We start from the raw sequence: 12191 nt of genomic DNA, 5'->3' as shown, positions 1-12191 counted from the left end.
GTAGTGAACCGTCAGACCAAGCCGCCGGCGCCGAAGCGCGCTGGAGGTTTCACACTCATCGAACTCATGGTCGCCGTTGCCATCGTTGGCATTCTCGCGGCGATCGCCATCACGATCTACAGCGGGTACATCACCCGGAGCAAGATCCAGGCGGCCAAGGGCGATCTCACCGCGCTCTCGCTTAACCTCGAGAACGAGCTCCAGCGCAATCTCAGTTATGGAGCGCATACCACGACCTCGACCGATGCGACGGTCAGTGCGTATCCCGGCTGGAAGCCCGCGCAATACAACAACTTCACTTACACCATGACCTCGACAGCGAGCAGCTACCAGCTCGTCGCCACCGGGAGCCAGGGTAAGGTCACCGGCTGCAAGTTGACTCTCAACAGCACGATGTACCCAGCCGGCAGCGCGACCAGCGCAGCCAATGCGCAGATCGGCCAGGTGGATAACTGCGGCACCGTGACCGCCTGGTGAGCGCCGTGACAGGGCGAAAGGGTGAAGCGAGCGGGTTCTCGCTGATCGAACTCATGGTCACGCTTACGGTGTTGGCCTTCCTCATCCTGCTCAGCACGCCGCTCACCCGTGCCTGGGTGCAATCGGCACACCAGCGCAGCGCGTACGGCATGCTGATCGAGGCCTTGGGAAGGGCAAAGGCGCTAAGTCTTCGCAATGCCGCGGGGCAGACGGATCAGACGCTTCCCGTGGCAGCTGCCTGTCTTATCGGCAGCGACGCGCGGGTGGTGGTACCCGTCGGTACAAGCCTAAGTTGCGCCGCCGGGATCGTGTGGTCGAGCACGCTTCCCGAGGACGCCAAAGTGACCCTGGCCACCGGTGGCGGAGCGCTGAGCTGCGTGGCTTACAACGAACGCGGTCTTGCACTGGATGCGACCGTGGGTGGCCTGCACTGTACGCCCGCGCCCAACAACGGCCAGCAGGCGATCATCAACGTCATCGTGGGGAACGAGAATGCGCTTACCGTATCCATACCGTGACGTGCGTAAGGCCCGCGGCGATGCCTTGCTCGAGTCGCTGATATGCGTGCTGATCATGGCCATCATCGGTGCCGGGTCGACGTACATCGCCTCGCGCATGAACGTGAGCGCGCGCCAGACCCGTGCCAATGGCGCGGCGACCACGCAAATGCGCGTCCTGCTCCAGCAGTACGGCGCCACCTTATGCCCGGGTGCGGCTAGCCACTCACGAGCGGCGGTCATCCTGCCTGGCTCATACGCCCATCAATCCCTGGACGTGAAGTGCGCTGAGGGCATGAAGGTGTCGGTAGGCGGTGTGAGCATCGACCAACCCTCGAGCGTCGTGCTTTGTGTGCCCAAGGATTCCGCAGGTCAGTTCGAGGGCACGATCAAGGTGGGAAACAATGCCAAGGTGACCTGCGGATGAAAGGCCACCCGCGCAGTCGTGGTTTCACGCTCGTCAGCATGATGATCGGCCTGCTGATCGGGGTCATCTGCATTGCCGCCATGCTCGTGTTGTATCGAATGCTGGTCACCACCTCGTACGATGTCAGGCAGCGCGCCGGTATCGATGCGCAGTTGGCCACGTCGTCACTGGTCGCCCAACAACAGCTTCAGCAGGCGGGGTTCGGCATTAACCAGGCGGTCGCTGGCACGGATGTGATCGTGCTGCAGCACGTAAGCGTGACTGCGGCCGGCAAGATGAGCGGCGAGCCAGCCAGCGCGTACAGCTCCGCCGTGACCGGTAACGCCATCCTCTGGGGCTATAACCCCACGGGGGCGACCGGAACCCTCGATCCTGCCGCGTATACCTGCGAAGGCCTGTTCGTCGATGGCAACGATCTGCTTCGACTGTCGCCCGTTGCCTGTACCGCGCCGACCGAATGGCATGAGCTGACATGGAGGCGAACGGCATTGGTCGATCCGGGTGTCGTCGGCGATGCATCCACGTTCCGCCTCGAACCGGCCAGTTGCTGGCCCTTCGGCCAGACCGATGCCGTGAACAGCCTTCTCGTGAGCTATTACCTCACGAAAGAAGGCGCCGACGCCGCCGGTCTGCCGGCCCCGACCTCCACTGCGGCATCCGCGCCATTCAACGCGATCCCGGTGTTTTCCGTCTGCCTGCCCAACTTCAGGACGTGATTGCCATGATGCCTGTACGCCGCAGCCACCCTCGCGTGCCACGTCGTTTCCAGGGCGGCATGGCCAATCTGCTCATGGTCCTGATGATCGGGCTCGGGATGATCGTCACGACCGCGGGTGTGGTCCATGCGGTGCGCAGCTCGCAAGAAGGGCAGCTCTCCCTGCATGCGATAACACCGGCCCAGCAGACCGCCTGGACGGGCTCCGAACTTGTCCGCCGTTATCTCGAGACGCTGCCTGCCGATACGCTTGCCGCGCTGAGCGGGACACTCGCGATCGATGGGCTCGATGGGCTGACCGCGAGCGTGGTGCGCGTGGATGCCACTGGCAGCCCGGTGGTCTACCGGATCGTGGTCAACCTGACCGGCAAGGTGGCTGCGGATACCAGCGCGGCGACGGCAGCCACGTTGCAAGTGGTCTATGGCGTGACGCCCGGCAACGCAGGCACCACGCCCGGTGGCAGTAAAGGCGGGACGAACCCCGCGACGATCGACACGATCAACATTTACAAAGACCTCAACATGACCGGAGGCATCGCGGTCCTTGGCGGTCAGAGCGCAAACCTGAACGTCCAGGGCAATGTCGTGCTCGATAGCGCGTCGATCACCGGCGTGAACAGCATCAATGCGACCGGTAACGTGTCGATCGGCAGCGGCATCCACGTGAACCAGGTCTACGCCAACGGTGACGTGACCTTGACCGGCAGCGCAAGCGTCGCCCAGGTGAGTTCGTTGGGTAACGTGATCATCCAGGGTGGGGCCAGCCCCGTGCTCATCACCGCCAACGGCTCGGTCACCTTCCAGGGCGGCGGTGCCACCACGGTGAAGGCCATGGGGGATGTCCTCGTCCAGGGCGGCGGGATCACCATCGGCTCGATCGCCACGATGGGCAATGTGCTTTGGACGGGAAGCGGTGGCGGCGCCACTTCGATCACCGCGAACGGCTACGTCGTCTACGCAGGCGGGAATACCGGTTCCACGACGATCCAGGCCAAGGGCGACGTGACCCTGACGGGAGGTGGCGCACACGCCGTCACCACCTTGGGCAACGTCACCATCAATGGGTTTGGCGGTGTCGACGCGTTGTTGGCGAAGGGGAACCTCAACCTCAATGCCTGGGCCAGTGTGACCGGAACGATCGGCGGCACGCTGACCAAAGCCAGCCCGTTCATGTCATCCAATGTCACCGTCAGCCCCGGGCTGGTTGTGACCGTGCCTACGGTCGACGTCACACCGCTGGCGCCGGTCACGTTGGCGCCGCAGTCAGTCGACGCTTATGCACTGCGCGCCTCGTCGAACTACGCCTTCACGGTGGCGGGAAAGGCCATCCAGGTGACCGTCTCGGGAGTTACCGGCGTGACGGATGGCACCTATTTCCTCGGGTCGTATCCCTTCGCCTCCGGTCGGGGCTACCAGGATTTCCTCTGCACCGCTCTTGTCAGTGGAACGCTGGATGCAAGCGGGAAGGGCACATGCCTTACCCCGGCAACACCAGGCCGCACGCTCTGCCAGGGCCAGTCGACGGTCAATAGTTGCCTCTCCTATACCAACGGCACCTGGAAGATCAGCGGTCGCAGCTTCGCCCGCGGGGTCATCTGGTTCGAGGGAGACCTCAACCTCGATAACGGCTATTACCTCGACACCGCGATCGCGACCGGGAACATCTTCACCAGCGGCAGCTTCCGCCTGGACTCGCCAAATTTCGCCGGATACGCAGCTATCTGCACGAACGCCACGCCTGCGGGCGTCACCCTGGACACCGCCCAGGTGGCTGACTTCGCCGGGGTTTACCCGACCGCGTTTTGCGATACGGCCAAACAACAGCTGATCGCCAACCCGATCGGCAATATCGGACTCCTCGCGGGCGGTTACGTCGGTGACACCTTCAGCGGCGGCAATATCGATATCGGGGCAAGCTCGGTCGTGAACGGAAGCGTCATCGCCGGCAACCAGGTCAACACGGGCGGTAGCTCCACCATCAACGGCTTCATCATGTCGTCCGCGCAGAACGCCGCCGACAAGAGCCCGGTATCGTGGAGCGGTTCGACGTCGTTGAACTTCGCCCAGCTCCCGAATACGTACAGTCCCGGCACGCTGCCGTGCATGAAGGACTGCGCGGCGTCGGGATCGAGCGGCACGGCAAATAGCAGTGTGGTCCAGTGGTCGCGTTATCTGTGAAGATGACGCGTGACTGAAAGATCAGGTCTGCATGCGGTTGATTTGGCGGGATGGGTCCGGCATCATCCCGCCACTTTCATCCACCGATCCAGAGGCCTCCTTCCTTGGACAGTCATAGTCGATCTCGGCACGGCGCCTAAGCCGGCGGAACACTGACCCCAAGGTCGGTTCCGTCCGCTCAGGACGGGCCCGCTCAACGTGAGCCCAGCCTCACGGTGCGCCTCGCACCCATCTGCTGAACATCCGTAAGACCCCGACAGGGAGGTCTTTGGCATTTCCGTTGTTCCCGGAGATCGCCAATGCTCTCGAAGCACCTGCGTGTCACGTTTCTCGTGGCTCTTCTTTCGACGTACGCGCTGCAAGCGCGTGCGGGCGCTAGCCTGTTCGTCGATGACGCTACGCTCACCCCGGCGGGCCGCTGCCAGGTCGAGTCCTGGGCGCGCACCTATACGCCCGGTCAGGAGCTCACCGCGGTGCCGGCGTGCACCGTGGATGGCACCGAGTGGAGCCTGGGCGTAAGCCAGCTCCACAACGCATCATCCAGCACGCTTCTGGGTCCCGGCATCAAGCGCGTGTTCCGCGATTTCGATACGCATGATTGGGGCGTTGGCCTTTCCGTCGGTACCGCGTGGAACGTCACGCGCGGACACCTAGACGGCTGGAACGTCAATGTCCCGATGACCTTCGCCCTGGATTCGCAGCGTCGCGTCGTCATGAACACGAACGTGGGGTGGGCACAGTCCCCTGGCAAGCATGGCGCAGTGACCGGAGGCATCGGGTTTGAAGTGGCGATCGCCGGCCACTGGGCCATGCTGGCCGAGGCCTACCGCGATACCCACGCGGCCGGTGAGGCGGGGATACGGCGTTACCTGAGCGAGGACGCCAGCTTCGATGTGCTGGTCGGCGCGGATCGCGGACAGACCCACTCAGCGTGGGTAACCGTCGGGTTCAACATCGTGCTGCCGAAGGAGTGAGTCGTCAGCCGGTGCCGGCTTCGCCTTCGGTCTGCCAGTACACGGCGTAGCGTTCCCCTTGGATCGTGTTGAGCGGCACCACTTCAACCACGCCGTGGCGCGTGTTTGCGTGGAACGTCAAGGGTTTCCCCGCCGGAACCAGCCAGCCGAGCGGATCACCCTCGTCGGAGGCCACCTGCGGGGCAGGTAGTGGTTTCGGCTCCGGCGATGGGCCGGCGTCGTACTTGCCGTATTGCTGGTCGTGCGTCAGACCCTTTGCGCCGAGTCGCGCCGCGAGGACGAGCGGCCCGAGCAGGACGGCGTGCAGGGTGTCGTCACCGGGCAGCGGCACGCGACGTGGTGCCATGGGCAGGGTCAGCGACACGCGGTCGCCGGAGCGCCAGGTACGCTTTATGGTGAGGTAGCTGCCGGGCGAGGCGAATATGTCCTGCACCTGGCCATTGACCTCCAACGTCGCGCCGGGCTCGATCCAGGATGGAATGCGCAGGTTGAGGGCGATCTCTCGCGGCTGCGTGATCGTGAGCGTGAAGCGCGTCGCGGCCTCACGCGGGAAATCCGTATCCTGGCGCACTGTCAGGCCCAGCTCGGGCCAGTCCAGGGTCGAAGCGATGAACAGGTTTACATGCAGCGCGTCGCCGTCACGGAAGTAGATCGCGTCGTTGAAGCGGGCGAACTCCTCCGCGCCAGTGCCGGTGCAACACCAAAACGAATCCATCGGTGAGTTGTAGAACTTCGCGCCGCCCGGTTGGAGTGAGTAGTAGTAGAGCTTCATACCCTGCGCGTCCTGAGTGCCCAGACGCGCGTTGTAAAGGTTGCGCTCGTAATAGTCGAAGGCGCGCGGGTCACCGTTCCAGGCGTAGACGTGGCGCGTTAGCTTGAGCAGGTTGTAGGCCACGCAGCACTCGGCGGCGTACAGGCCCAGCTGATGCGTGAGATCACCGGGGCCGGTGTTCCAGAACTCGTCGTTGCTTGAGCCACCGGTCGCATAGGTGCGGTTCTGCGTCACGGTCTCCCAGAAGAACTCCGCAATGCGGCGGAAACGCGGCTCGCCGGTGAGTTCGTAGCGTCTTGCCGCACCGATTACCTTGGGAATCTGGGTGTTGCTGTGCAAGCCCTTCAGCTCGTCGCGATGGGCAGTGAGCGGTTCGAACAGCGACATCTGGTCGAAGCGGTGGGCGGCGTCCAGATAGCGCGTATTGCCGGTGATGGCGTATAGCTCGACCATCGACTCGTTCATGCCGCCGTATTCGGTCTTGAGGATGTGCGCCATTTCTGCGTCGGAGAATCCGTTGAGCCAGCGCACCGTCCAGTTGCCGATGCCTGTTGCCACGGCCAGGGCCTGCTTGTTGCCGGCCAGCCTGTACATGTCCAGCATGCCGGCCTGGATCTTGTGGATCGTATAGAACGGTGCCCATACCTTCTCGCCGGCACTGAGCCGGTCGAAGAACGATTCGGGGAACGCGCTGAGGTAGCCGTTAGGGCGCTGGCAGCTGGCCAGGATGGCAACGAGTTCATCGCCCCGCGCTTTCATCGTGGTGTCGCCCTGGGCCGCCCAGGCGAGCGCCGCCGCGGAGAGGTAATGGCCACCGCTGAAATGGCCACGCAACTCGCCATCCGGCTTCTCCCAGCCACCCAATGGTTGCGCGGTGGAGCGCTGGCCGGCCTGCACGCGGAAACTGTGAGCGAGGCGATCGACGGGTAGGCTGTGCAGGTAGCCGAGGTTGACCGCCGCAGCACGGCTGAAATCACTATCGAGCAGATGGACCTGGTTCAGCGCGAAAGGCTGCATCCGGGATACCGGTTTTTCGCGGGCGGCGCCGGCGGCCATACTGGCCGGGTCGGCGGTATCGAAGGCGCGCAGGCGGGGCGCGGTGAGCGCACCGGTGAAGGCCAACGCACCGGTCTTCAGAAATCGCCTGCGCTTTTCATACAGGCGCACGGCATCGCCGCCTCGGTCGTGGTCACTCATCGTCGTCATCCAGTGAAAGCGCGGAGGCGGGCAAGCCGGTCGATGCGCCCCAGTAGTAAATCAGCGTAGAAAACACCAGTACCGTCACCGAATCCCAGGGATGCGCCAGGCGGCCGCTACCGCCGAACGTACCTAGCGCCGAGACGAGCATGATCAGCACATAAAAGCCGATCAGCCACAGCGACGAGCGCACCTGCTGGGCGAGCACATCGCGTGGCGCGCCGCCGGCCCGTTTGATGATGATGTAGCCGGCGAACATCGCGATCTGCAGGCCGAGCAACCACGACACCGTGCTCCAGCCAGACCAATAGACGATCAGCGCGGCGACCGCGAACGAGACGGGCCCGATGACGGCGAAGCCATGGACGCGGAAGGGACGTTCCAGTCCCGGCGCGCTACGGCGCAGCGCAGCAACCGTCACCGGTGCCACCGCATAGCTCAGCACCAGTGCGGCGGAGACGACCTGGATCAACGCCTCCCAGGAGGGGAAGGGCAGGGTCCAGAAGATCGACAAGGCGAGGGTCAGCCAGAGAGCCGGGCGGGGAATGCCGGACTGTCGGTCGATCCGCGTCAGCATCGGTAAGATGCCGCCGCTACGAGCCCAGCCATAGACGATGCGCGGCGTTGCGTTCATGTAGATGTTGCCGGTGCCGCTGGGCGAGATCACCGCGTCGCAAACCACCAGCGTAGCTAGCCAGCCAAAGCCTAGTGCGAGCGCGATGTCGTGGTAAGGCAGCGCGAAAGCCTTGTCCATGCCGCTCCAGCCGCTTGCCAGCATCTCGGTGGGGATACCGCCGAGGAAGGCGAGTTGCAGCAGCACATAGATCACCGTCGAGAGCAGTACCGACAGGATCAACGCGATGGGAATCGTGCGTTGCGGGTCGCGCACCTCGCTGGCCACCGAGACGATGGGCGTAAGGCCGAGGTAGGCAAAGATGATGCCGCCGGCAGACACCGCCGCCTCGATGCCAGAGAGGCCGGTGGGCGCGAGTCCGTGAATGCTCAGGTTGCCGGGGTGGAAGTGCGTCAAAAGTACGATAACCACCAGTACCGGCACCACGAACTTGAAGATGCTGACGACGTTGTTAGCTTTAGCGAAGGTTTTCACGCTGAAGTAGTTCAGCGCGAAGAACACGAAAAGCAAGGCCAGCTGGGCGAACCAGCCGACCACACTCGCATGCGTCGTGCCTGGGACGTTCAGCGCGGGCAGCCACGCCGCGGCGTATTGCCGGCAGGCCACGGTTTCAATGGCGATCAGGCTGGAAAACGCGATCAGCGTGATGAAGCCCATGAGCGAACCGAGCAGCGCGCCGTGCGAGTACTCGGGGTAACGCACCGCGCCCCCCGCGCGTGGGAGGGCGGCGCCCAGTTCGCAATAGACCAGACCGAGCAGCAGAACCGCAGCGCCTCCGATCAACCATGAGAGGATCCCGGCCGGCCCCGCGAGCGCGGCGACATGCCCGGCCGCGAACAGCCAGCCCGAGCCGAAGATCGCGCCCAGTCCGATGAAGGTGAGATCGACCAGGGTGAGCCGCTTCTGGAAGTGGCCTTGCGATGCATCAGCCATGGTCAATGGATTCCCTGGTCATGTGGAGATTTACCACCACTCGCGATGAAGGCGTCGATTCGCTGGTTCAGGACGGGAAGCGGCACGGAACCGGTGGCGAGCACCGTATCGTGGAAGGCGCGAATATCGAACGTCGTGCCCAGCGCCTTCTCGGCACGTGCGCGGCCATCGCGGATCGCCATCTCGCCGATGTAGTAGGACAGCGCCTGCGCTGGCCACGCGATATAGCGGTCTACCTCCGTGTCGATCTCGTGCTCGGCCAGGGCCGTGTTGTCCCGCAGGTATTGCCGGGCCTGCTCACGTGTCCAGTGCAGGTGGTGGATACCCGTATCGACCACGAGTCGCGCCGCGCGCCATGCCTGGTAACTGAGGTAACCGAAGCGCTCGTAGGGTGTGTGGTAGATACCCATCTCCTGGCCGAGGTACTCGCAGTACAGGGCCCACCCCTCGCCGTACGCCGAGATGTAGTTGTACCGGCGGTAGTCGGGCAGGCCTGTCATCTCAGCCGCCAGCGGCATCTGCAAGGCATGCCCGGGGGACGATTCGTGCAGTGTCAGCGCGGGCAATGAATAGAGCGGTCGCGCCGGCAGGTTATAGGTATTGACCAGGTAAATACCGGGACCGCCGCGCCCACCCGTATAGATGGGGGCGAGATCGTCTGGCACGGGCTTGATCGCGAAGCGCCGCCGCGGCAACAGACCGATGTAGTCGCCGACCACGGCATCGACCTCCTTGGCGATCCACGCGGCATCCTTGAGCAACTCATCGGGTGTCTTTGCGTAGAACTGCGGGTCCGTGCGCAGGAAATGGAGGAACTCGGGAAAACTACCCTTGAAATCCACCTCGCGCATGACCGCGAGCATCTGTTCGTGGATATCCGCCATCTCCTTCAGACCGAGCGCATGGATGTCGTCGGGGCTCATGTCGAGCGTGGTGTACTCGAGGATCTGCGAACGATAGAAAGCCATGCCGTCCGGCAGGTCTTCGGCGGCGAGGCCCTCGCGGGCTTTCGGGTAGTACTCATCGCGCATGAATGCCAGTAGCTTCGCGTACGCTGGCCGTACCTGTTGCGTGATCGCCTTGCGCGCTTCCTCGCGCAGGCGTGCCTGCTCCGCCGCGGGAATCACCGAGGGCATTCTCCTGAACGGCGTGTAGAAGATGTTTTCGTCGTCGGTCGCGTTGGCCACCGCGCGAATCCCATCGTACTGGCTGGCGACGATGATCTTCGGTTGCGTGAAGCCGCGCGCCAGGCCGAGACGCATGTTGGCGATCTGCTCATCAAAGTAGCGGGGCACGTCGTGTAACCGGCCGAGGTAACGGCGGTACGCCGCGGTATCGGTGAACGTGGCCCGCGCGCTGAAGCCGAGGTTGCTCCAGAAGGCCGTGTCGGCATTGAAGGGCATTTGCCAGGTCATGAAACGCTGGTCGGCGAGCAACACTTCGATCTGCTGGCGATACACTGCGTCATTGGCCGGGTCCTCACCCGTCAGCTCCTTCGGGTCGATCCCCTGAAGTTGCCCCAGTACCTCGCTCCAGTACCGCTGACGTGCCGCCTGGGTCGACGCATCCACCCTTGGCAGGGTATCGGAGGGCACCGTCGGGCCATCCTCGTCATCCGCGCCGGCGAACTGGCCCTGTCGCCACGACCATTCACGGGCGGCGATATCGCGAAAGCGGTGGGTCGCGTCGTCGGCGAGCACGGGGGCAGCGAAGGTGGCAATGCCCAACAGGAAGGTAAGACGGGCGAGGTACGGGGGCACGTGACACTCCGTTCAGTGGTGGGTGCGTGTCGATGCTCCGGCTCCCACATCAGCGTCGGACCAGCGCCCATCGATACGCCGCTGCACGCCAACTGTGTTGCGATCGCGCAGCTCATCCGGTAGCAGCGCATCGGGAACGTTGTCGTAACTGTGCAACGCCGTGAACCGGTGAATGGCCGACGGCATGCCAACGGCAGTGAAGCCGGCCTGGCTCGTAGACGGGAAGGGGCCGCCGTGGTTCATCGCGGGGCTAACCGCCACGCCGGTGGGCATCCGGTTGGCGATGAGCCGGCCCACGCGTTCGCGCAAGTGCCGCGCGACGGATGCCCAGAGTACGTCATCGCTACCGTCCGCAGCGCGGTAAAGCGTACCCGTGAGATTCCCTTCGAACGCCTTTGCCACCGCGGTGAAGGCCTCGTCGCCATCGACACGGACCAGCAGGCTGACCGGGCCAAAGGCTTCGGCTTGCAGCGCGCCCTTGTCGTCAATGAAGGCGGCACTCTCGACACTAAGCAGCGTCGGCCGGAAGCGATAGCCCGTGCCGGCACCGACGTCACCGCCCGCTAGTACCTGCGCACCGGCCACGGTCAGTCCCTGCACGGCGCGCGCGAGGCTTTCCTGTACGCCACGCGAAAACAGCGGGCGTGGGGAAGCCTCGGCGAACTCGCGGGTGGCGCGGGCGACGAACGCATCACCGGCGGCATCTTTGGGGACGACGACGATACCGGGGTTGGTACAGAACTGGCCGCTGCCCATCGTGCAGGAGGCGAAGAACGTCGCCGCCAGCGCATCGGCATCCTCGGCTAGCGCCCCCGGCAACAGGAAGACCGGATTGATGCTGGACATCTCGGCGAAGATGGGAATGCCGGCCGGATCGGCGGCGGCTTTCAGGGCGAGACCGCCTGCGCGGCTACCGGTGAACCCGATGGCACCCAGCCGGGCATCGCCGGCAAGCCGCACACCGAGGCTGTTATCGACGTGGTAGAGCATCTGCACCGCCGCGGCGGGCAGGCCGGCGGCGAGGATCGCCGCGTGGGCGAGCTCGGCCAGGCGTCGCGAGGTGGCCGGATGCGAGGGGTGCGCCTTGGCGATGACGGGATTACGCGCGGCGATGGCCGAGGCGAAATCGCTGCCTGCGATCGCGTTGAAGGCGAACGGGAAGTTGTTCGGGCCGAACACCAGCACCGGCTTGCCTAGCGGTGCGCGGTGCGCACGCAAGCCGCTGGCGGTGTCGATCACGGGATCGCTCCAGCTGTGTTCGCGCACCGCACGCGCTGCCTGGCGAAGTTGCCCGCTCGCGCGTGGCAGTTCCACTGAGCGCAGACGTGGCTCGGCGGGCAGTGCGGTTTCCGCCGCCGCTAGCGCGACGAGCGTTTCGGCATCGCCCTCGATCGCCGACGCATAACGTTCGAGGAAATCCGCGATGCGTTCGGGTGCCGTGGCTACCAGGTCGGCAGCTGCCGCGATGCCGGCGATGAGCACCGCCTCGACGTCCGCGGCACTACTGACCGGAAAAGCCGGGCCGATGGCTTCGGCGCGGGTAGGGTCCTCCGCCCGGAACTCGCCGGTCGGCCTATCCGCGGCGCGCCACCGGCCACCCACCAGAACCTGCGGCTGGTCGCTCATG

At 64.5% G+C, this 12191-nt stretch carries 10 protein-coding genes; 6 read left to right on the top strand and 4 right to left on the bottom strand.

Annotated features, from left to right (window positions below):
- Positions 1-3 precede the first annotated feature (3 nt).
- The 6 genes from VGN46_RS05810 (at position 4) to VGN46_RS05785 (ending at position 5268) form a co-directional block, all read left to right on the top strand.
- The gene (locus VGN46_RS05810) at positions 4-477 is read left to right on the top strand and encodes a type IV pilin protein (RefSeq protein ID WP_331641591.1); all 474 of its coding nucleotides are present in this window, start codon (positions 4-6) and stop codon (positions 475-477) included.
- 5 nt (positions 478-482) lie between these two features.
- Positions 483-995: a pilus assembly FimT family protein gene (locus VGN46_RS05805; protein ID WP_331641588.1), complete on the top strand. Its 513-nt coding sequence runs from the start codon at positions 483-485 to the stop codon at positions 993-995.
- A complete protein-coding gene (locus VGN46_RS05800) occupies positions 970-1401 on the top strand; it encodes a hypothetical protein (RefSeq protein ID WP_331641585.1) in 432 nt (143 codons plus the stop codon). Before VGN46_RS05805 ends, VGN46_RS05800 begins: the two co-directional genes overlap by 26 nt.
- On the top strand, positions 1398-2117 hold the full coding sequence (locus VGN46_RS05795; RefSeq protein WP_331641583.1) for a PilW family protein: 720 nt from the start codon (positions 1398-1400) through the stop codon (positions 2115-2117). The genes VGN46_RS05800 and VGN46_RS05795 overlap by 4 nt, the downstream gene beginning before the upstream one ends.
- 5 nt (positions 2118-2122) lie before the next feature.
- A complete protein-coding gene (locus VGN46_RS05790) occupies positions 2123-4294 on the top strand; it encodes a hypothetical protein (protein ID WP_331641581.1) in 2172 nt (723 codons plus the stop codon).
- A 299-nt stretch (positions 4295-4593) separates the two neighbouring features.
- Positions 4594-5268 (top strand): hypothetical protein, encoded by a 675-nt coding sequence (locus tag VGN46_RS05785; RefSeq protein WP_331641579.1) that lies wholly within the window; start codon positions 4594-4596, stop codon positions 5266-5268.
- 4 nt (positions 5269-5272) lie between these two features.
- Here the strand turns inward: VGN46_RS05785 and VGN46_RS05780 are convergent, their stop codons facing one another.
- Genes VGN46_RS05780 through VGN46_RS05765 form a run of 4 tightly spaced genes read right to left on the bottom strand, consistent with a single transcriptional unit; the run spans position 5273 to position 12190 of the window.
- Complete coding sequence (locus tag VGN46_RS05780; RefSeq protein WP_331641577.1) at positions 5273-7237, bottom strand: glycoside hydrolase family 127 protein; 1965 nt, start codon at positions 7235-7237, stop codon at positions 5273-5275.
- Positions 7230-8804 carry an APC family permease gene (locus tag VGN46_RS05775; RefSeq protein WP_331641575.1) on the bottom strand — a complete coding sequence of 525 codons (1575 nt, stop codon included), beginning with the start codon at positions 8802-8804 and terminating at the stop codon, positions 7230-7232. Before VGN46_RS05775 ends, VGN46_RS05780 begins: the two co-directional genes overlap by 8 nt.
- Before the next feature lie 2 nt (positions 8805-8806).
- Positions 8807-10564 carry a DUF885 domain-containing protein gene (locus tag VGN46_RS05770; RefSeq protein ID WP_414675227.1) on the bottom strand — a complete coding sequence of 586 codons (1758 nt, stop codon included), beginning with the start codon at positions 10562-10564 and terminating at the stop codon, positions 8807-8809.
- Between the two features lie 12 nt (positions 10565-10576).
- Positions 10577-12190 (bottom strand): aldehyde dehydrogenase family protein, encoded by a 1614-nt coding sequence (locus tag VGN46_RS05765; RefSeq protein WP_331641572.1) that lies wholly within the window; start codon positions 12188-12190, stop codon positions 10577-10579.
- Position 12191 lies beyond the last annotated feature (1 nt).

Origin of the sequence: Luteibacter sp. (assembly GCF_036500425.1) — a bacterium.
Taxonomy (GTDB): domain Bacteria; phylum Pseudomonadota; class Gammaproteobacteria; order Xanthomonadales; family Rhodanobacteraceae; genus Luteibacter.
The sequence above is the reverse complement of the archived record's forward strand: the minus strand, read 5'-3'. Positions and strand labels throughout refer to the sequence as shown.